The sequence below is a fragment of the Pacificoceanicola algae genome (genome assembly GCF_049341065.1).
In the GTDB taxonomy this organism is placed as follows: domain Bacteria; phylum Pseudomonadota; class Alphaproteobacteria; order Rhodobacterales; family Rhodobacteraceae; genus Pacificoceanicola.
Map to the genome: position 1 here is coordinate 129,327 of NZ_JBMPIX010000003.1, position 18,592 is coordinate 147,918.

Consider the following 18,592-nt stretch of genomic DNA (forward strand, 5'->3'; position numbering starts at 1 on the left):
TGGTCTCCTGCGCGTCCGGGTTGTTGGCCCGGACCTCGTGGGGGGAGGCTCCGGATCAGGTCCGGGGCGCGGTGTCGGCCTGTTTGCCGTGGAAATAGTTGGAGGGGCCCGTGCGGCGGAAATCCTCGCGGAAATGCGTCGGCTCGGGGCCTTTGTCGCCCTTGGCCACATCGGCCAGATAGACGCCCACCGCTTCGGCATGGCGCTGGCTGGCTTCGATCAGGCGCAGCTGGGCGTGGGCCTCGTCGGTCAGGACTTCGGCGCTGGCCAGATCGCGGGTCCAGCCGTCATTGGCGGCCAGATAGATCACGTCGCCTTCGATCAGGGCATTGGCGGTGATGACTTTGGGCGTGAATTCGCGGGGCATCAGGAAACCTCCTGTTTGCGGATTTCGGGCAGGGCGGTTGCGGCGGCGCGCGGGGCGAGGCCAAACAAGGTCAGGGCAGGGCCGGTCAGATCGGCGGCGGACAGATCCTGTACCAGCGCGCCAAGAGTTGTCGCGATCACACGCTCATCGGCGCGCGAGGCGTTTTCGACCAGCGTGACAGGCGTATCAGGCGATGCGCCATGCATCATCAGGCGGCCCTGAATGAAATGCGCGGCCTTCTTGCCCATGTAGATCGCGGCCACTTCGCCGGGGCGGGCCAGCGTGCGCCAATCGTGATCGGCAAAGCCCTTCATGTCGTGCCCGGTCAGGATCCGCAGATTGGCATTGCGGCCCCGCTTGGTCAGCGACTGACCGATGGAAGCCACCGAGGCAGAGGCGGCGGTGATGCCGGGCACCACGGTCCAGCCGATCTGCTCGGCGTCCAGCGCCTCGATCTCTTCGTCCAGACGCCCGAAGATCGCCGGATCGCCGCCCTTGAGCCGCACCACGCGGGCACCGCTAAAGGCGTGCAGTACCAAAAGGCGGTTGATCTCCTCTTGCGACATCGACGGTCCAAAGCCCTCTTTGCCCGCATTGACCAGCAGCGCGGCGGGGTTCGCCAGCGCGAGAATGTCGTCGCTGACCAGCCGATCGTGGATCACAACCTCGGCCTCGGACAGCGCGCGTAGGGCCTTGAGTGTCAAAAGCTCGGCGTCGCCGGGGCCCGCGCCGACAAAACAGACCTGCCCGCAGGCGATCAGGCTGCCAGAAACAGCCGAAGCGGGAAGGGGGAGAAGAATGTCAGTCATGGCGAGGCCTTTCGTGCAGCAGGTGCCGTGGCCTCAATATAGGAAATTTTCCTGTATTATTGCTATATGCTTGCCCACATAAGGACATTCGTTCTAGGATTCCGGAGAAAATGGGGCGATGTCCCAGAGTTATTGCCGAATTGGAACAAAGATGAAGATTGACGAGGTCGACCGGAAAATTCTTCGCGAAATGCAGCGCGATGCAAGCCAGTCCTTGGACGAAATTGCCAGGATTGTTGGCTCATCCAAGACGCCGGTTTGGAATCGCATCCGCAAAATGCGCGATGCCGGTGTGATCGGTCAGCAGACGGTTTTGCTGGACGCCGAAGCGCTGGGATTCGAGGCGACATTCTTTGTTTTGATCCGTACATCCGAACACGAGGCGGACTGGCAGGCGGCCTTTCTCAAGGCTTTGCGCGAACGCCCCGAGGTGCAGGAGGCGCATCGGCTGGCCGGCGATATCGACTATATCCTGAAGGTGCGGGTCAAGAACGCGCGGGCTTACGACGTGTTTTATCAGGCGCTGATTTCAGAGGTGAAAGTTCACAATGTGACCGCACTTTTGTCGATGGAAGAGATCAAGGCGACGACAGAACTGCCGCTTTAGGCTCCCGAAAACTGCCGCGCGTCAGTGTGCGACCGTCAACTGCGTCAATCCGTGAAAATGGTAGAGGTTGGCATAGGTCGCGGGCTGCGCCAGACGCAGATCAGGGCAGCGGGTGAACAGGATTGGCAGGGCGATCTGTAATTCCAGACGGGCCAACGGCGCGCCGACGCAGAAATGCAATCCGCCGCCAAAACCCGTGTGCGGTTTCGCGGCCCGCGTCGGATCGAACCGGTTGGGATCGGGATAGGCCTGCGGGTCGCGGTTCGCAGCGCCAAGCAGCAGGGCAACTTGATCTCCGCGCTGGAAGGTGTGCCCGAAAACCTCTGTTTTCTCATAGGCATAGCGGGTGAACATATGCAGCGGGGGATCATAGCGCATGATTTCTTCGCAAATCGGCTCGGCGCTTTCCTCTGAGATCGGTGTGCCGGTTTCCAGCAACGTCTTGATGCCATTGCCCATGGTGTGCACGGTCGCCTCGTGGCCGGCGTTCAGCAGCAGGATGCAGGTTGTGATCAACTCGGACGTCGAGAGTTTTTCGCCATGCTCCTCGGCGGCGATCAGATGGGTGATCAGATCGTCGGCGGGGGCGGTCCTGCGACGGTCGATATAGCTTTGCATAAAGTCGGAAAAGGCGCTGGCCGCATCGGCGGCGTCGGTTTCGATCTGCTGATCGCGGCGCGCCTGATACAGCGCGACCATGGCATTGGACCATTGCAAAAGCTGCGGCGCCATATCCTCGGGCACGCCCAGCAGGCGGCAGATGATGATGACCGGCAGCGGTTGGCAGAAGGCGGTCAGAAGATCGACTTGCCGTTCGGGGAAGCGGTCGATCAGATCGTGGCTCAGTTGGGTGATCTCGGGGGCCAGCGCCTTGATCCGCCGCGAGGTAAAGGCCCGCAGCACCAACCCACGCAGGCGGGTGTGGCGGGGCGGCTCCAGTTCGAGCATGGAATGGGCTTCGATGTCGTAAAACGGGCGCAGGTGGGCCGGAATTTCGGGCGCCATTTCCGCCGGAATTTCGCGGCCAAACCGGCGATCGCGCAGCAAGGCCTGCACGGCGCGGTGCGATGTGGCGCAGGGCATGGCATAGTCTTTCCAATAGGCCAGATCGCCTGCGGCACGCATCCGGTCGTAGAACGGATAGGGATTTTGGACAAAATCGGGATCTGTGGGCGATTGGCTAAAGCTTTGCATGCGGGCAGAGTGGATATGACGAGGGGCCAATGCAAGTGGGGGATCGCCTTGGGCGGAAATTACGCTTAGGAACAGGAACATGGTGGAGAGATCGATCAGACGCGGATTGGTGGCGCTGGTGTCCCTTGGGGCGGTGGCGGGGCTTGGCTGGGCGGTCTGGGGCTATGGCTATGCGCAGGCGCTTGATCAGGTGGCGGCGCGGGCGGCCTCGGATCTTGCGCTGGCGTCGGACCGTCTGGTCACCGAATTGAAGCGCTATCGCATGACCGCCGTCCTGATGGCCGATCACCCGGCGCTGGCGGCCTTGCATGACGGCGGCTCGCGCGCTGCGGCGGATGCGCTGCTGCTTGAAACCGTCGACAAGACCGGCTCTCTGACAGCGTTTTATCTGGATGCGGACGGGACGGTTCTGGCCTCGGCGATGGGCGAAGCGCCCGAAGAGATCGCGGCCAGCGCTTATTTCGAGCGCGCCATGCAGGGCGCGCTTGGTATGGCACATGGAACGGATCTGGGGTTTGAGGCCCGGACCTATATTCATGCCGCCCCGTCGTTTGCCAGCGATGGCCGGGTGCAGGGGGTTCTGGTCGTTGTGGTCGATATCGACGAGCTGGAAGAGGACTGGCGCGGCTCATCTCCGGCGGTATTTTTCAGTGAGCCGTCCGGGGATGTCTTTGTCACCAACCGCTCGGAATTGTTGCTGTGGCGGCGCGTGCCCGACGGGATGATGCCGCCCGAAGGCGCGCTGCGTCCGGTGACGGTGCAGCAGATCGGACCATATGAGGTTTGGCAGCAGTCTCTGAGCCCCTATGTGCCAGCCATGGCGCTGCACCTGTCGCGCGATCTGCCGGTGATTGGTCTGACGGGAGATGTTCTGGTCGATGTCGCGCCCGCACGGCGACTGGCGACGCTTCAGGCGGCCTCGGTCGCAGCGCTGTGTCTGTTCTTTGGCGCGCTTTTGTTCTGGGCCACGGCGCGGCGTCAAGCCCTGACCGAGGCCAACGCAGAACTGGAAGGCCGGGTGCGGGCGCGGACGCAGGATCTGACCGATGCCAACGTTGCGTTGCGCCGCGAAGTGGCCGAACGGCAAGAGGCCGAAGCGGCCCTGAAGCGGGCGCAGGATGATTTGGTGCAGGCTGGCAAGCTGAGCGCCCTGGGGCAGATGTCCGCCGGGATCAGTCATGAGTTGAACCAGCCACTGATGGCGATCCGCCAGTTTGCCGAGAATGGCGAAGCGTTTCTGGCCCGTGGCAAGCAAAAGGCAGCGGCTGACAACCTGTCTCGGATCTCGCAGCTTGCGGCGCGGGCGGCGCGGATCATCAAGAACCTGCGGGCTTTTGCGCGAAACGAAAGTGAGCCCATGGGCAAGGTGGATCTGGTGGCGGTGATCGATACCGCTGCGGAACTGACCGAGGCGCGGCTGCGCGGCGACGGAGTTGTGCTGCAATGGGATCGCCCATCAGGCCCGGTCTACGCGCTTGGCGGCGAAGTGCGCCTGTCACAGGTTTTCGTGAACCTGATCAACAATGCCGCCGACGCCATGGCGGGGCAGGCCAGTCCGAAGCGGATCACGATTGCAATCACCGATGGCGAAAGCCTGAGCGTGACAGTGCGGGACACCGGGCCGGGGATTGCGGACCCGGAGCGTATATTTGAGCCGTTCTACACCACCAAACAGGTCAGCGGCGATGGCATGGGACTGGGGCTTTCGATTTCTTACGGGCTGGTTCAAAGCTTTGGCGGGAACATCCGGGGCGGCAATGCCAGCGGCGGCGGGGCCATGTTCACCGTGGATCTTGAGTATTGGCGGCAAGAGGCGGCAGCATGAGGATGGCATACGGCGCTTGTCCGCTGCGCGAACGTCGCCCCGCCCGCCATCCCGTTACCCGTCGGGTGCGCGATCTGTACGTCTTTGCGGCCCGATGTCAGGCAATGAGGGGGCAATGAGATGATCCGGAGGGTGCTTGTGGTCGACGATGATCTGGCGGTGCGCGAAGCATTGGGCCAGACGCTGGAGCTGGCCGAGTTCGACGCGATCACGGCTGGGTCTTTTGTAGAGGCCAAGGATTATATCGGCGCTGAGTTTGCCGGGGTCATCCTGTCCGACATGCGGATGCCGGGGCGCGACGGGTTCCACTTGCTGGACTACGCCCGCGCGCAGGACCCGGACCTGCCGGTCATCCTGCTGACCGGCGAGGCAGATGTGCCGATGGCGGTGCGGGCGATCACCGAGGGCGCTTTTGATTTCCTCGAAAAACCCTGCAGCCCGGCTGCGCTGATCCGGGTGATCGAGCGCGCCTTGCGGACACGGACTTTGGTGCTGGAAAACCGACGGTTGAAACAGCAGCTTGAGGCGGGCGATCCGGCGGACCGGTTGATTTTTGGTATTTCGCCTCAGGCTGAGGCCTTGCGCGCGCGGGTGCGCGCCGCCGCGCGTGCCGGGACCGAGGTGCTGGTGACCGGTGCACCGGGGACGGGCATTTCCAAAGTTGCAGAGGTGGTGCATTTCAGTTCTGCCCAGGCCAAGGGGCCATTCAAGAAGCGGTCGGCGAATGGATTGGATCGCGAAGAACTCGGGCAGTTCTGGCAAAGTAGCATGGGGGGCAGTCTGTATCTGGACGATATCGGGGCGCTGCCGCTGGACACGCAGATGGCGCTTGTCGATGCGCTGGACGAAGGAGGTGTTCGCTTGATCGCTGGCAGCACGCAGGATCTGGGGCAGGCGGTTGAGGACGGGCGGTTGTCGGCCGAGCTTTATTACCGGCTGGAGGTCATGCAGGTGCGCATTCCCGCCCTGTCCGAGCGGCCCGAGGATATCCCGGTGCTGTTCCGCCACTATGTTGCGCAGGCGGCTGAGCAGGCGGGGCTTGTGCCACCCGAGATCGGCGATGAGGTGATCACCGGACTGATGGGGCGGGATTGGCCGGGCAACGCGCGCGCCCTGATGAGCGCGGCCATGCGTTTTGCCTTGGGGTTGGGTAAGGAAGAGACCGGCGATACCGGGCTTGGGCTGGCCGAGCGTATGGCGCAGGTGGAACGCTCGCTGCTGATTGAGGCTCTGCGCCGGGCGGGCGGGCAGGCCCGCAGCGCCGCCGAAGCGTTGAAGCTGCCACGCAAGACGTTCTACGACAAACTGGCGAAATATGGTCTCAAGCCCGAGGAGTACAGGACCTGAGATTCGCCAGATCTGTGCGGATTTCCGCACAAGCTGCGCTAACAGTTGTGTGGAATTTCGCACTGATTATGCGCTGCGCACATATCTGCTATGCGCAAATTTTGAGTAAGGCATTGAAAAGAAGGCCTCTTTCAGTCGGGCTTCCCTTTTTTCAAACAATCTCTTGATGGAAATCGCGGCTCACGGTCTTGTGACGCCATCGGGTGCCCTAGGGAGGGGCACCCTGTCTTGAACGTATCTGGGAGGATACCCATGAAGAAATTCCTTATGTCCGCCGTGGCTGCCGCTGCGTTGATGACTGGCGCCACCGGCGCTCAGGCCGCATGTGATGATGGTGAAATCGTCATCAAGCTGAGCCATGTGACCAACACCGACAAACACCCCAAGGGAATCGCTGCAACGACGCTGCAGAACCGCATCAACGAGGAGATGAATGGCAAGGCCTGTATGGAGGTTTTCCCGAACTCGACCCTCTACAACGATGATCAGGTGCTTGAGGCGATGTTGAATGGCGACGTCCAGATGGCCGCGCCCTCGCTGTCCAAGTTCGAACAATTCACCAAAGTGTTCCGGATCTTTGACCTGCCGTTCATGTTCAAGAACGTCGATGCGGTCGATGCTTTCCAGAGCTCTGACACCGGTCAGGCGATGAAGGAATCGATGACTCGCCGCGGGCTTCTGGGCCTTGGCTTCTGGCACAACGGCATGAAGCAAATGTCGGCGAACAAGCCGCTGGTTCTGCCGACCGACGCCGCTGGCCTCAAGTTCCGCGTTCAGCAGTCCGACGTGATCAAGGCGCAGATGGAAGCGATTGGCGCCAGCCCGCAGCCGATGGCCTTTTCCGAGGTCTATGGCGCGCTGCAGACCGGCGTTGTGGACGGACAGGAAAACACCTGGTCCAACATCTACGGCCAGAAGTTCTTTGAGGTGCAGGACGGGATCACCGAAACCAACCACGGTATCATCGACTACATGGTCGTGACCTCGGTGGATTGGTGGGACAGCCTGCCCGAAGATGTGCGCAGCCAGCTGAGCACCATCATCGAAGAAGTCACCACCGAGCGTAACGCCGCTGTGGGCCAGGTCGATGCAGAATCCCGTCAGGCGGTTCTGGACAACGGAGCCACCATCCGCGAACTGACCGCCGATCAGCGGCAGGCCTGGGTTGACGCCATGAAGCCCGTCTGGGAGCAATTCGTGGGTGACGTCGGTCAGGAAAACATCGACGCCGCGCAAGAGTTCAACGCGGCCAACTGATCTGTAACGAGTGCCCGGTCCGCCCCCGTGGGGGCGGGCCATTTTGCCAGATCGCCGGGACAACCGGTTTGGCACCAGCGACAATCTTACCAAAATTTCTGCGCAGTTTTTGCGAAACCCAATGCGGGTTATTTCCGGGCCGGGGCTTTCCCGTGATCGGAGTCCGTTCTTAAACGGAGGAGGGGACATGTCATCTCGAAATCACAAGGACTCTTTGCTTGGGCACTTCGTGTCCGAGCTTGAGGAAACCTTTATCGCGCTGATTCTAGGGGTGATGACGATCATCACCTTCGTCAACGTCATATTGCGCTATGGCTTCAACACCGGGCTGATCTGGGGGCTGGAGCTTGTGACGTTCCTGTTTGCATGGCTGGTGCTTTTCGGGGTCAGCTACGCGGTCAAGACCACGGCCAACCTTGGGGTCGATGCGATCTTGAACATCGTATCTCCGACGGCGCGGCGGGCAATGAGCCTGATCGCAGCAGCGGTTTGCGTGTTCTACGCGATCCTCATTCTCAAGGGGGCCTGGGACTATTGGGCGAACTTCGCCAACCTGCCGCAAACCACCGGACGCTGGTTCCCGACCGGCTTCGAGGAAATGAAACGCACCTCATACCGGTCCTGGTACGAAGTGGTGGACATTCCGATGCCCGAGTGGCTGCGCTTTATCGAACCCTGGATCAACCAAGGCGAAGCCTATGAAAAGATCCCGCGGTTCATCCCCTACTTCATGCTGCCCTTCGGTGCCTTTTTGCTGCTTGTCCGCTTTGTGCAGGCCGCCGGACGGATTTGGAGCGGTGCCGAAGAAAGCCTGATCGTCAGCCATGAAGCCGAAGACGCTGTGGGCGACGTTGCCCATCTGAACAAGGAGGACTGAGGGAATGGACGTATTCATCCTCTTTGCCATGATCATCGGCCTGATGCTGATCGGTGTGCCGATCGCGGTATCGCTGGGCTTTTCATCCATCATTTTCCTGTTGGTGCTGTCGGAAACCTCGCTGGCCTCGATTGCGCAAAGCTTTTTTCAGGCGATGGCGGGGCACTACACGCTGCTGGCAATCCCCTTCTTCATCCTGGCCTCAAGCTTCATGTCGACGGGCGGTGTGGCGCAGCGGATCATCCGCTTTTCCATTGCCATCGTCGGCCACCTTCCGGGCGGTCTGGCGATTGCGGGCGTCTTTGCCTGCATGCTGTTCGCGGCGCTTTCAGGATCGTCTCCGGCAACCGTGGTGGCCATCGGTTCGATCGTGATCGCGGGCATGCGGCAAGTCGGCTATACCAAGGATTTCGCGGCGGGCGTCATCGCCAACGCAGGCACCTTGGGTATTCTGATCCCGCCGTCCATCGTGATGGTGGTCTATGCTTCGGCCACCGATGTTTCGGTCGGGCGGATGTTCCTTGCCGGGGTGATCCCGGGCCTGATGGCGGGCACCATGCTGATGACGACGATCTATGTCATCGCCAGGGTCAAAGACCTGCCGAAAGGCGAATGGAAGGGCTGGGGTGAGGTTGCAGAAGCGGGCGGCGACGCCGTCTGGGGTCTGTTCCTGATCGTGATCATCCTTGGTGGCATCTACGGCGGTATCTTTACCCCGACGGAAGCTGCTGCCGTGGCTGCGGTCTATGCCTTCCTGATTGCGAACTTCGTGTATCGCGACATGGGGCCCCTTGCCGGTAAAGACGGCGCGCCGAACCTGCCGCTGCTTGCAAAACCGATTGCTCTGGTTACTGCCTTCTTCCACCGCGACACACGCGACACGCTGTTTGATGCGGGCAAACTGACGATCACGCTGATGTTCATCATCGCCAACGCGCTGATCCTCAAGCATGTGCTGACGGATGAGCAAATCCCGCAGCAGATCGCGGGAGTGATGTTGGATGCGGGATTTGGTCCGGTGATGTTCCTTGTGATCGTCAACGTGATCCTGCTGATCGGCGGTCAGTTCATGGAACCGTCGGGCCTGATCGTGATCGTCGCGCCGCTGGTCTTTCCCATCGCCATCGAGCTGGGGATCGACCCGATCCATCTGGGCATCATCATGGTGGTCAACATGGAGATCGGCATGATCACCCCACCGGTCGGCCTGAACCTTTTTGTGACATCGGGCGTGGCGGGGATGCCGATGATGCGTGTTGTGCGCGCGTCTTTGCCCTTCCTCGCGGTTCTCTTCGTCTTCCTGATCATGGTGACATACATCCCGATCCTGTCGACATGGTTGCCGACCACCTTCATGGGGCCAGAGATCATCACCAAGTGACATGGTGGCGGGCAGACCCCGCCCAACGAGAAATGATAAAGGCGGCGCTCCTGTCCGAGCGCCGCCTTTTTGTTGTGATGTCGGATGCCTCCGGCGGGGGTATTTAGGACAAGATGAAAAGCAAGGTGCGCCTGTTCTTCATCTTGTTTCAAATACCCATACGCGCGCTGTCAGTCGGCGCTGTCGTTGAGGGCGTCGATGATCGGGACGAAATCGGAGGCTTTCAGCGAAGCGCCGCCCACAAGCGCACCGTCCACGTTGGAAACCGCAAAAATTTCGGCTGCGTTCGAAGGTTTGACCGACCCGCCATAAAGCAACCGTACGGAACGGCCAACGCCCGCTCCAAACCGCCGTTCGAGGCGGCTGCGCATGAAGTCATGCACTTCGCCGATCTGGTCGGTCGTGGGAACCTTGCCGGTGCCGATGGCCCAGATCGGTTCGTAGGCGACAACCAGATTGTGGCCGGTGGCGCCATCGGGAATGGATCCGGCAAGCTGGCCCCCAATGATATCCAGCGTGTTCTGCGCGTCGCGCTGCGCAAGGCTTTCGCCGACGCAAAGAACCACACTCAAGCCCGCTTCCCAAGCGGCGCGGGCCTTGTCACGCACCAGATCGTCGTGTTCATCGTGGTCCTGTCGCCGTTCGGAATGGCCAAGGATCACATAGGTCGCGCCCGCATCCTTGAGCATCTCGGCCGAGATGTCGCCGGTATGCGCGCCCGAGGCATTTGCATGGCAATCCTGCCCGCCGATCACCACACCCGCGTCATTGCCAACCGCCTGGGCCACAAGGGTTGCAGGCGGGCAGATCAGCACCTCGGCCGCGCCGCTGGCGGCCTCGCGCATGGCGCCAATTTCGGCCAGCGCCGCGCGCGTGCCATTCATCTTCCAATTTCCTGCGGCAAGTTTGCGTCGCATGTCCTCTCCCTCTCACGGTTTGCGCCATCATCGCGGGGCGGCGCGCGGCGTCAAGGCCGCTTGCACCGGGCGCGGCGACATGACAATGCATTCCCATTGCGAAAAGGGTGCCGATATGATCCCAAGACTGGACGCAGCGAAGATAACCTACCGTGACCCGGAGACCCTTGACCGCCTGCGGGAGGGCGCTGAAAATATCGGGTTTCTAACGGTGCATAACACCACCATCTCTGCGGCGCGGATGCGCTTTGTTCTGGCTGCCTATCGCGCTTTCTTTGATCTGCCCATGGCGCAGAAACAGGCCGTCGACATGGCGCTGACCGGGTCGAACCGGGGCTGGGGCGCTCCGGGGTCCGAGCAGGTCGATCCCGAGGCCAACCCGGATTACAAGCAGGTGTTCGATTGCGGTTATGAGGCGCCCGAGACCGGGCTTTCAGTTTATGCGCCCAATCTGTGGCCGCAGCGCCCCGAGGGTTTTCGCGAGGTGATCGAAGCCTATTACCGCGATGCCTTGGCGGTTGCGATGAACCTGCTGCGCGGAATCGCCGAGGCGATTGGCGAAGACAGGAGCTATTTCGACGACAAATTCGATCTGCCCATGGCGCTTTTGCGCGGCAACTACTATCCGCCGCGTCCCGATTGGGCGGGCGAGCGGGATTTCGGCATCGCCGCGCATACGGATTACGGCTGTCTGACATTGCTGGGCACCGATGGCGTGCCGGGGCTCGAGGTCCTGGGACGCGACGGCGAGTGGATCGGGGTCGAGGCGCAGCACGGCGATTTCGTGATCAACTTTGGCGAGATGCTGGAGATGTGGACGGAAGGCCGGGTCAAGGCCACCCTGCACCGGGTCAAAGGATCGGCTGAGGAACGCATTTCAGTGCCGCTGTTCTTCAATCCCAACTTTGATACCAACGTCGCGCCGATGGGATCGGATCAGGTGATCCTCGCGGGCGATCATCTGGCCAAAAGGTTCAACGAAACCTACTTGCATCTGCAAAAAACCAGCTAACGCGGTTCATGAAAGGCTGGGATCGCCAATCCTCGGGCGTACTTGGCGCATACGGGGCATCGGCGCTTCCTGCTGACGGAATCTGACAGGATCCAGGGGTAGGTCTGACACCAGAGTTGTCAGGAAAGGACCTCCCAAATGCTTACACTCATTCACGCACCGATGAGCCGCTCTACCAGAATCGTGCAACTGCTCGAGGCGTTGAACGCCCGCGACAAGGTTGAGATTCGCATCGTCGATATTCCGCGCGCCGATGGATCGGGCGGGCCGGACCCGAAAAATCCGCATCCGGAAAAGAAGGTGCCGTTGCTTTTGCATGACGGCCAGATGATCCGCGAGAGCAACGCCATCATGGTGCATTTGACGACACTTTTCCCGGACGCCGGGCTGGCACCGATCCCCGGCACGCCCGAGCATGGCGCCTATCTGTCGTGGATGGCTTATTATGGAAACGTGATGGAGCCGGTGATCGTGGGCGCCGTGGCCGGGTTGTCTCATCCCATACTGGACAAGTCGTTTCGCGGGCCGTCCGAGATGCACGCTATGCTGGCCAGCGCGTTGGAAACGCAGCCGTTCCTGATGGGGGAACGCTATTCTGCGGCGGATATGTTACTGGCGTCACCGTTCCTTTGGTTCAGGCAGGCCATGCCCGATGTCGCCATCATTCAGGACTGGGCGGCGCGTTGCGAGGCACATCCGTCTTACGCGGCAGCGCGGGCCTATGATGGACCACTCGCACAGGCGTCGTGATCTGTCACAGGTGGCGCAGGGCCTCGCGGGCCAGCGCCACCGCTTCTTCCGGATCATCCAGAGCTTCGCCGGGCAGGGTCCAATAGGGCATCGACCCGGCCTTGCCGGTCTTGCGCACATACTTCCAGCGGGTGCAGCCCATTGCTTCGAGTCTGGCGATGAAATCGCCTGCGCCCTTGATCAGGATTTCACTGTCCGGGCGGACAATCGCAAAGATCGTTCTGTCGTGATACAGGCACAGCCCGCCCATCATGCGGCGGGTTGTGATCTCCCCGAGCCCGCTGAAAAGATCCTTGGCAAAGGCGATCTCTTCGGCGGTGATGCCCATCAGCTGTGGCCTTGTTCGGCGCGCAATTCGTCCAGATCTTTGAACTTGATCGATTCGCCGCAGCCGCAGGCGTCTTCGACATTGGGATTGCGGAACTTGAAACCCGATTCCAAAAGCGAGGTTTCATAGTCGATTTCGGTTCCAAACAGGAACATCTGCGCCATCGGGGCGATCAGCACCCGCGCGCCGTCCTGTTCGACCACCTCGTCATGCGGTTCGGCGGCGTCAACATAGTCCATGGTGTATTCCATGCCCGCGCAGCCACCCTTTTTGATGCCGATGCGCAGCCCGTGGCGGTTGTCCCGCTGCATCAGCTTGCGGATCTGCGCCACTGCGGGGGTGGTCATGGTCACGGCCTGTTTGCCGGGAATGCTGAACATGGGATACCTCTTTTGTCCTGACCTCAATCTAGGGCGCCGAGGCGGCAATCTCAAGGAGGGCATGCGTCGCGTATGACATTGCCAGGGCCCAGGTGAACGAGGCGAGCGTGCCGATGATCACATATTCTCCGGCTTTCTGCCCCTGTGCGGCGGTGTCAAACCGCAAAATCGACTTGGCCGCGATTAGAAAGCCGATGCCGGCGGGTTGGCCGATCATGACAAGAATAAAGATCAGGACACGTTCAAGCTGTCCAATCAGGCGCCCGGCGTCCGGCAGGCTGTCCTCGCTCACCTGATCGGGAAAGCGCGCCGTCAGGTGCCCGACGGCAAAGCCGCCCGCCCAGACAGTGATGATCAGGCCGGACAGGATCAGCGCCGGGGCCAAGGCAAGGTCGAGCCACTGGCTCCAACTGCCCTGCGCTGCGGCCTGCGGCCACCAAAGGGCCGCCGCAACAAGCGTCAGTAGATGCGCCATCTGATCGGCAAGAAAAGCGCCAAGCGTGTCGCGGCGGCCTTCGGGCAGGGCCCAGACCTTGAGCGCGTCGATCACGAAATGCGCAAGGCTGACCACCAGCGCCACCTGCCAGACACCGCCCAAGGCGGCTGTGGAAAAGGCAAAGACGATCAGGATGTGCAGCAACATCACGAAAAAGTTGCGCTTGCGATCAACCATCCATCTGGTCTGAAAGGTGAAATCCGCCACAACATGTGCCAGCAAGAGCGCGGCAAAGCTTTGCATCATCGCCGGGGTGATTTCTTGTGTCAGGGCCATTAGCGCGCTTTGCGGCATCACGCGGCCTCCCATGCGGATAGGGCGGTTTCGATCGCCGGAAAGCCAGCCGCCCAAAGCGCCTGATTGACCGCCGGGCGGGTTATGCCCAACCGCTGGGCCGCCTTGGCCCGTGGTCCGGCGCCGGGGGGCAACATTTCGCACATCGCCCGCGCCTGTGCCTGCGTCCATCCACGGGCGATGAAATCGGCTAGGGCCAGCGCGGCATGATCCTTTCCGCCCGAGGCATGGCCCATGCGCACATGGCCGGACAGCTCTTCGAGCAGGCGACCCGAGTCGGTAAAGGCCGGTCCATGGCCGCTGTTTGGATCGAGATCGGGGGGCAGGGTGCCGGTGTCGGTGGCAATCGCAATCCGGGTTTCAAAGCGGCCGTCCATTCGGCGCAGCCTTGCATGCAGATAAAGGGCGGCCCGCAGGGCGCGGTGCGGTGCGCCCAGCGCCAGTTGCCAGCCATCGCCGCTGCGCCGGGCAAAGCCGGTTGGGGCTTTGTCCCAATGCGCGATCTCGGTCGTGGCGTCGCTCAATTCGGACATCAACGCATCCAGTTCGTCCGGATCAAGCCCGGTCGAATCGAGAATATCGCCTGTCAGCACGCTGAGCATCATGGGGAAGCCATATCACTTTCTTTGGCAAGAAGGAAGCGAAAAGACTTTCTTTTCATGAGGGGAAGCGAAAGGGCTTTCTTACATAAAGCCCAATTCAAGCCGCGCCTCGTCGGACATCATGTCCATGCCCCAGGGTGGCTCCCACGTCAGTTCCACATCGACTTGCTTGACGCCAGCGAGCGGTTCGACCGCCTCGGCGACCCAACCGGGCATTTCGCCCGCAACCGGGCAGCCGGGGGCGGTCAGCGTCATGATGATGCGAACCTCGTTCTGATCGTTGATCTCGACCGTGTAGACGAGGCCCAGATCATAGATGTTCACCGGGATTTCGGGGTCATAGACCGTGCGGCAGGCCTCAACCACCGAATCGTAAAGTTCGTGATCGGTGCTGGAGGGCGCAATCAGCGGCGCACCTTCAAGCTGGGGGCTCTGGTTGGTCATGACGGTCCTCTTCGCGTATACCTGACCGTTCATATAGGGAATCCCCCGCCCGGGTAAAGGGCGGGGTCGCCTATTGCGTTCTTAACTGTCGTCAGAATCGATCCGGCGCCGGACCGGTGTCGGGCGGGCCTTCGCCTCTATATGCTCATAAAGCAGGCTTGCGATATTCTTTTTTGTCGCGGTTTCAATGCCTTCAAGCCCTGGGCTCGAGTTGACTTCAAGCACCTTCGGCCCGGCCTCGGAGCGCAGCAGATCCACCCCGGCCAGGTTCAGGCGAAAGGCCTTGGCGGCGCGAACGGCAGCATCGCGCTCTTCTTTGGTGATGCGCACGACCTTGGCCGACCCGCCCCGGTGCAGGTTCGAGCGGAAATCCCCCTCGGCCCCGGTCCGTTTCATCGCGGCGACGACCTTGCCGCCGACCACGAGACAGCGAATATCCTCGCCCGCGGCTTCCTTGACGAAATCCTGCACGAGGAAATTCGCCTTCAGCCCGCGAAATGCGTCGATCACCGATTCCGCCGCCTTCTTCGTCTCCGCCAATACCACGCCCTTGCCCTGCGTCGATTCCAGCAGCTTGACGATCATCGGCGCCGTGCCGACCAGCCGCATCAGACTTTGCGTGTCCTTCGGAGAGGAGGCAAAGGCCGTGTTCGGCATGCCGATCTTGTGCCGCGCCATAAGCTGATGGGCGAAAAGTTTGTCCCGCGACGAGGCAATCCCGTCAGAGCCATTCACACAGAAGGTGCCGATGGTTTCGAACTGCCGCACGACCGCAGTGCCATAAGAGGTGATCGAGGCGCCGATGCGCGGAATCACCGCGTCATAGCGGGGCAGGCGCTTGCCGTCGTAATGCACTTCCGGCGACAGCGCGTTGATCGCCATAAAGCAGCGCGAGGTGTCGATCACCTCCACCGCATGGCCGCGCTTCTCGCCTTCTTCCACGAGGCGTCGGGTCGAATAATTGTCCTCCCGGCTCAGCACTGCCACCCGCAGCGAACGGTTGGGTGCCGCGCTGCGCACGCGAGCGCTGTTGTAGACGTCATAGCTCAGCTTCGGTTGCTGAAACCGGTCCGTGGCGACGATGGTGATGTGATCCTTGAGCGCCTCGCGCCCGAGCAGCATCCGCGATGCCATCGAAGAGCGATCCGTCAGGGTCAGCTCGACCCGCCAGCTTTCGTCGCCCACCCGCAGGGTCGAGGCGATGACATAGCGGCTTTCGCTTTCGCCGTTGGAACTGGTGACGTTGCGCCGGTCAATGATCCGCGCCGAGCAGGGAATCACCAGATCTTCGCGCCCCGGTACCGGATGCACGGTAAAGCGCACCTTGGGCGCGCCGGCCGGGCCAAAGGTTTCGATGTCAAAGGCATGCAGCGCGGAGGTGCGCGCGCCGGTATCGACCTTGGCGCGCAAGGCGGGCAAGCCAAGATCCGGCAAAGCGACCCATTCCTCCCAACCAAATCGCAGCAAGTTCGGGTCGGTTTCGTCATTCTCGGTCATGCGGAGCCCCTGTTTTTGAATGAACAGCCGTATCAAGCAGGGCGGGCGCGCACAACAGGCGCCGGTTTTGGCTGGGCAGTTCTGTGCGCATGCGCACGTTCGGCGCGGGGTTTTCGGCATTTGGTTTGCAGGCGTTGTGACTTACCTTTCCTGTCAGCATCGAACAGGAGGCTGAGATGAGCTGGAACCCCGCACTTGACCCGCATTGCCCCACTGGCGACGAAGTAGACGCGATCGAAACCGTGATCGTGCCGCGTGCCCGGGATCTGGGAGGTTTCGAAGTGCGGCGCGCCCTGCCTGCGCCCAAGCGGCAGATGGTCGGCCCGTTCATCTTTTTCGATCAGATGGGCCCGGCCGAGTTTTTGCCGACGCGCGGGCTGGACGTGCGCCCGCATCCTCATATCGGGTTGGCGACCATCTCATATCTGTATCGGGGGCGAATGCATCACCGCGACAGCCTTGGCACGGATCAGTGGATCGAACCGGGGGCGGTCAACTGGATGATCGCCGGGCAGGGGATCACCCACTCCGAACGTACGGACGACGCGACCCAGGTCGATCCGATGCCGTTTTTCGGGATTCAGACCTGGGTGGCCCTGCCAAAGGACCACGAAGACCGCGCGGCGGATTTCCAACATGCAGCCGCCGACACCCTGCCGTTGTTGCGGGCCGAGGGGAAAGACGTGCGGCTGATTCTGGGGGAGGCTTACGGCGAACGCGCCCCGGTCGAAACCCCGTCCGAGATGTTCTACGCCGACGCAGTTCTTGAGGCCGGGGCGCAACTGCCGATGCCGGATAACCACGAGGACCGCGGGGTCTATGTGGTGCAGGGCTCAGTGAGTCTGGCGGGCGAGGACTATGACGCAGGGCAGATGATGGTGTTCCGCCCCGGAGACAAGGTGTCACTGAAGGCCGGGCCACTGGGCGCGCGGTTGATGCTGCTGGGAGGCGCCACGCTGGAAGGCCCCCGCTACATCTGGTGGAACTTCGTTGCCTCGTCGCGCGAACGGATCGAAGAGGCGAAAGAAGCCTGGCGCAAGGAAGATTGGGCCGGGGGCCGCTTTCAACTGCCCCCGGGGGATTTGGACGAGTTCATTCCATTGCCCGAGAGCTGATCACCCCTTGGCCGAAACCCGGCGGAAATTGCGCGTTTGCCACAGCGGCCAACCCATCATCTGACTGACCGTGGCAAAGCGCATACCCTGCTTTGACAGCCCATCCAGCGTTTGCGGCATGGCCTTGACCGTGCCGCTTTGGATGTCGTGGCTCAGGATGATAGCGCCGGGGCGTGATCCGGACAAGATCCGTTTGGCAACGACGCTGGAACCGGGACGGCGCCAATCTTGCGGATCGACTGACCACAGAATCGTCGGCAGATTGCGCGCCTCGTACAGCATCAGGCGCTGACGCCGCGAGAACGAGCCATAAGGCGGGCGAAACGTGACAGGCGGTCGCCCGGTGAGCTTGAAGATCGCATCCGATGTGCGGTCGATCTGATCCAGCACACCCGAGTTGCCGTATTTCGCCAGATTCGGGTGCGACCAGCTGTGATTCCCGATCTCATGGCCTTCGTCGGCAATGCGCCTTACGATATCTGGCCATTTCACAACGCGGTTGCCGATCAGGTAGAAGGTGGCGCGCAACCCTCGCGCCTTGAGCATATCCAGCAGGATCGGCGTCAGTTTCGGATGCGGTCCGTCATCAAAGGTCATGCTGACAACCGGTGAGCGCGTACGCACCGCCATGATCGTGGCAGCGTCTCGCTTGGCGACATCGGAGGGCAGGGCAATTACAGGCGCAGCAAATAATTCTTGAGGTTGAAAAATACAAAACGCAGCAGCTCCGCCGGACAAAAACGTCCGCCGTGAAAATTCAAACATATGGGTTCATCCCCTTTGGCAGTCGGGCAGCAGTAGCAGATCAGACAAAAGAAGCGGGGCAGGGGGTTGATATGCAAGGATTTTCCAAATGGCCCTTGCAAGGCGTTCTGGCCCCGTGTCCTTGCGGCCACGGTCGCTTTCAAGTGGTGTGAAATTTGATGGCTTTTCGCCTTTGAAACCGCTTGACGAGGAAAGGGCCTGTGCCTACAAGGCCCCACACGCCGAGGCAGCATGCTTCGGGGGCAGTGAGCGGTTGTAGCTCAGTTGGTTAGAGTACCGGCCTGTCACGCCGGGGGTCGCGGGTTCGAGTCCCGTCAACCGCGCCATC

General features: G+C 61.5%; 20 protein-coding genes and 1 tRNA gene. 10 read left to right on the forward strand and 11 right to left on the reverse strand.

Annotated features, from left to right (window positions below):
- Window positions 1-55: 55 nt before the first annotated feature.
- Window positions 56-367, reverse strand: coding sequence for a DUF2849 domain-containing protein (locus tag ACOYQJ_RS05550; RefSeq protein WP_422905014.1), 312 nt, complete (start codon window positions 365-367; stop codon window positions 56-58).
- The gene (gene cobA, locus ACOYQJ_RS05555; protein ID WP_422905015.1) at window positions 367-1,176 is read right to left on the reverse strand and encodes a uroporphyrinogen-III C-methyltransferase; all 810 of its coding nucleotides are present in this window, start codon (window positions 1,174-1,176) and stop codon (window positions 367-369) included. Before cobA ends, ACOYQJ_RS05550 begins: the two co-directional genes overlap by 1 nt.
- A 151-nt stretch (window positions 1,177-1,327) precedes the next feature.
- On the opposite strand from cobA, the gene ACOYQJ_RS05560 reads away from it, so the two are divergent.
- Window positions 1,328-1,783 carry an Lrp/AsnC family transcriptional regulator gene (locus tag ACOYQJ_RS05560; RefSeq protein ID WP_422905016.1) on the forward strand — a complete coding sequence of 152 codons (456 nt, stop codon included), beginning with the start codon at window positions 1,328-1,330 and terminating at the stop codon, window positions 1,781-1,783.
- A gap of 21 nt (window positions 1,784-1,804) precedes the next feature.
- Here the strand turns inward: ACOYQJ_RS05560 and ACOYQJ_RS05565 are convergent, their stop codons facing one another.
- A complete protein-coding gene (locus tag ACOYQJ_RS05565) occupies window positions 1,805-2,977 on the reverse strand; it encodes a cytochrome P450 (protein WP_422905315.1) in 1,173 nt (390 codons plus the stop codon).
- Between the two features lie 79 nt (window positions 2,978-3,056).
- Between ACOYQJ_RS05565 and ACOYQJ_RS05570 the strand changes: the two genes are divergently transcribed.
- The 5 genes from ACOYQJ_RS05570 (at window position 3,057) to ACOYQJ_RS05590 (ending at window position 9,664) form a co-directional block, all read left to right on the forward strand.
- Window positions 3,057-4,802 carry a sensor histidine kinase gene (locus ACOYQJ_RS05570; protein WP_422905017.1) on the forward strand — a complete coding sequence of 582 codons (1,746 nt, stop codon included), beginning with the start codon at window positions 3,057-3,059 and terminating at the stop codon, window positions 4,800-4,802.
- Between the two features lie 120 nt (window positions 4,803-4,922).
- Complete coding sequence (locus ACOYQJ_RS05575; protein WP_422905018.1) at window positions 4,923-6,149, forward strand: sigma-54-dependent transcriptional regulator; 1,227 nt, start codon at window positions 4,923-4,925, stop codon at window positions 6,147-6,149.
- Window positions 6,150-6,401: 252 nt separating this feature from the next.
- Entirely contained in the window at window positions 6,402-7,406 is a 1,005-nt protein-coding gene (locus tag ACOYQJ_RS05580) for a DctP family TRAP transporter solute-binding subunit (protein ID WP_422905019.1), read from the forward strand.
- A gap of 187 nt (window positions 7,407-7,593) precedes the next feature.
- Window positions 7,594-8,283 carry a TRAP transporter small permease gene (locus tag ACOYQJ_RS05585; RefSeq protein ID WP_422905020.1) on the forward strand — a complete coding sequence of 230 codons (690 nt, stop codon included), beginning with the start codon at window positions 7,594-7,596 and terminating at the stop codon, window positions 8,281-8,283.
- 4 nt (window positions 8,284-8,287) lie between these two features.
- Window positions 8,288-9,664, forward strand: coding sequence for a TRAP transporter large permease (locus ACOYQJ_RS05590; protein WP_422905021.1), 1,377 nt, complete (start codon window positions 8,288-8,290; stop codon window positions 9,662-9,664).
- 170 nt (window positions 9,665-9,834) lie between these two features.
- Here the strand turns inward: ACOYQJ_RS05590 and tpiA are convergent, their stop codons facing one another.
- Complete coding sequence (tpiA, locus tag ACOYQJ_RS05595) at window positions 9,835-10,581, reverse strand: triose-phosphate isomerase (protein WP_422905022.1); 747 nt, start codon at window positions 10,579-10,581, stop codon at window positions 9,835-9,837.
- 115 nt (window positions 10,582-10,696) lie between these two features.
- Between tpiA and ACOYQJ_RS05600 the strand changes: the two genes are divergently transcribed.
- Both ACOYQJ_RS05600 and ACOYQJ_RS05605 read left to right on the forward strand, forming a co-directional pair.
- Complete coding sequence (locus tag ACOYQJ_RS05600) at window positions 10,697-11,593, forward strand: isopenicillin N synthase family dioxygenase (protein WP_422905023.1); 897 nt, start codon at window positions 10,697-10,699, stop codon at window positions 11,591-11,593.
- Between the two features lie 138 nt (window positions 11,594-11,731).
- A complete protein-coding gene (locus ACOYQJ_RS05605; protein WP_422905024.1) occupies window positions 11,732-12,343 on the forward strand; it encodes a glutathione S-transferase family protein in 612 nt (203 codons plus the stop codon).
- A gap of 4 nt (window positions 12,344-12,347) precedes the next feature.
- Here ACOYQJ_RS05605 and ACOYQJ_RS05610 read toward each other — a convergent pair whose 3' ends face one another.
- The 6 genes from ACOYQJ_RS05610 to rimK all read right to left on the reverse strand — a co-directional run bounded on the left by ACOYQJ_RS05610 (window position 12,348) and on the right by rimK (window position 16,384).
- Window positions 12,348-12,671, reverse strand: coding sequence for a TfoX/Sxy family protein (locus ACOYQJ_RS05610; RefSeq protein WP_422905025.1), 324 nt, complete (start codon window positions 12,669-12,671; stop codon window positions 12,348-12,350).
- Window positions 12,671-13,051 carry a HesB/IscA family protein gene (locus ACOYQJ_RS05615; RefSeq protein ID WP_422905026.1) on the reverse strand — a complete coding sequence of 127 codons (381 nt, stop codon included), beginning with the start codon at window positions 13,049-13,051 and terminating at the stop codon, window positions 12,671-12,673. Before ACOYQJ_RS05615 ends, ACOYQJ_RS05610 begins: the two co-directional genes overlap by 1 nt.
- Before the next feature lie 28 nt (window positions 13,052-13,079).
- Complete coding sequence (locus tag ACOYQJ_RS05620; RefSeq protein ID WP_422905027.1) at window positions 13,080-13,841, reverse strand: DUF3307 domain-containing protein; 762 nt, start codon at window positions 13,839-13,841, stop codon at window positions 13,080-13,082.
- On the reverse strand, window positions 13,841-14,446 hold the full coding sequence (locus tag ACOYQJ_RS05625; RefSeq protein ID WP_422905028.1) for a MarR family transcriptional regulator: 606 nt from the start codon (window positions 14,444-14,446) through the stop codon (window positions 13,841-13,843). Before ACOYQJ_RS05625 ends, ACOYQJ_RS05620 begins: the two co-directional genes overlap by 1 nt.
- Window positions 14,447-14,524: 78 nt before the next feature.
- Complete coding sequence (locus ACOYQJ_RS05630) at window positions 14,525-14,887, reverse strand: SUF system Fe-S cluster assembly protein (RefSeq protein WP_422905029.1); 363 nt, start codon at window positions 14,885-14,887, stop codon at window positions 14,525-14,527.
- An 81-nt stretch (window positions 14,888-14,968) separates the two neighbouring features.
- The gene (rimK, locus tag ACOYQJ_RS05635) at window positions 14,969-16,384 is read right to left on the reverse strand and encodes a 30S ribosomal protein S6--L-glutamate ligase (protein ID WP_422905030.1); all 1,416 of its coding nucleotides are present in this window, start codon (window positions 16,382-16,384) and stop codon (window positions 14,969-14,971) included.
- Between the two features lie 176 nt (window positions 16,385-16,560).
- Here rimK and ACOYQJ_RS05640 point away from each other — a divergent pair, with 176 nt between their 5' ends.
- The gene (locus ACOYQJ_RS05640; RefSeq protein WP_422905031.1) at window positions 16,561-17,499 is read left to right on the forward strand and encodes a pirin family protein; all 939 of its coding nucleotides are present in this window, start codon (window positions 16,561-16,563) and stop codon (window positions 17,497-17,499) included.
- On the opposite strand, the gene ACOYQJ_RS05645 is transcribed toward ACOYQJ_RS05640, so the two are convergent.
- Window positions 17,500-18,129, reverse strand: coding sequence for a polysaccharide deacetylase family protein (locus ACOYQJ_RS05645; RefSeq protein ID WP_422905032.1), 630 nt, complete (start codon window positions 18,127-18,129; stop codon window positions 17,500-17,502).
- A 384-nt stretch (window positions 18,130-18,513) separates the two neighbouring features.
- On the opposite strand from ACOYQJ_RS05645, the gene ACOYQJ_RS05650 reads away from it, so the two are divergent.
- A tRNA-Asp gene (locus tag ACOYQJ_RS05650) sits at window positions 18,514-18,590 on the forward strand.
- Window positions 18,591-18,592 lie beyond the last annotated feature (2 nt).

Coding starts and splice junctions, on each gene's coding strand:
- rimK (WP_422905030.1), bottom strand. CDS start 16,384: ATGACCGAGAATGACGAAACCGACCCGAACTTGCTGCGATTTGGTTGG.
- cobA (WP_422905015.1), bottom strand. CDS start 1,176: ATGACTGACATTCTTCTCCCCCTTCCCGCTTCGGCTGTTTCTGGCAGC.
- ACOYQJ_RS05590 (WP_422905021.1), top strand. CDS start 8,288: ATGGACGTATTCATCCTCTTTGCCATGATCATCGGCCTGATGCTGATC.
- ACOYQJ_RS05625 (WP_422905028.1), bottom strand. CDS start 14,446: ATGATGCTCAGCGTGCTGACAGGCGATATTCTCGATTCGACCGGGCTT.
- ACOYQJ_RS05615 (WP_422905026.1), bottom strand. CDS start 13,051: ATGTTCAGCATTCCCGGCAAACAGGCCGTGACCATGACCACCCCCGCA.
- ACOYQJ_RS05640 (WP_422905031.1), top strand. CDS start 16,561: ATGAGCTGGAACCCCGCACTTGACCCGCATTGCCCCACTGGCGACGAA.
- ACOYQJ_RS05550 (WP_422905014.1), bottom strand. CDS start 367: ATGCCCCGCGAATTCACGCCCAAAGTCATCACCGCCAATGCCCTGATC.
- ACOYQJ_RS05600 (WP_422905023.1), top strand. CDS start 10,697: ATGATCCCAAGACTGGACGCAGCGAAGATAACCTACCGTGACCCGGAG.
- ACOYQJ_RS05560 (WP_422905016.1), top strand. CDS start 1,328: ATGAAGATTGACGAGGTCGACCGGAAAATTCTTCGCGAAATGCAGCGC.
- ACOYQJ_RS05585 (WP_422905020.1), top strand. CDS start 7,594: ATGTCATCTCGAAATCACAAGGACTCTTTGCTTGGGCACTTCGTGTCC.
- tpiA (WP_422905022.1), bottom strand. CDS start 10,581: ATGCGACGCAAACTTGCCGCAGGAAATTGGAAGATGAATGGCACGCGC.
- ACOYQJ_RS05575 (WP_422905018.1), top strand. CDS start 4,923: ATGATCCGGAGGGTGCTTGTGGTCGACGATGATCTGGCGGTGCGCGAA.
- ACOYQJ_RS05620 (WP_422905027.1), bottom strand. CDS start 13,841: ATGCCGCAAAGCGCGCTAATGGCCCTGACACAAGAAATCACCCCGGCG.
- ACOYQJ_RS05630 (WP_422905029.1), bottom strand. CDS start 14,887: ATGACCAACCAGAGCCCCCAGCTTGAAGGTGCGCCGCTGATTGCGCCC.
- ACOYQJ_RS05580 (WP_422905019.1), top strand. CDS start 6,402: ATGAAGAAATTCCTTATGTCCGCCGTGGCTGCCGCTGCGTTGATGACT.
- ACOYQJ_RS05645 (WP_422905032.1), bottom strand. CDS start 18,129: ATGGCGGTGCGTACGCGCTCACCGGTTGTCAGCATGACCTTTGATGAC.
- ACOYQJ_RS05570 (WP_422905017.1), top strand. CDS start 3,057: ATGGTGGAGAGATCGATCAGACGCGGATTGGTGGCGCTGGTGTCCCTT.
- ACOYQJ_RS05565 (WP_422905315.1), bottom strand. CDS start 2,977: ATGCAAAGCTTTAGCCAATCGCCCACAGATCCCGATTTTGTCCAAAAT.
- ACOYQJ_RS05605 (WP_422905024.1), top strand. CDS start 11,732: ATGCTTACACTCATTCACGCACCGATGAGCCGCTCTACCAGAATCGTG.
- ACOYQJ_RS05610 (WP_422905025.1), bottom strand. CDS start 12,671: ATGGGCATCACCGCCGAAGAGATCGCCTTTGCCAAGGATCTTTTCAGC.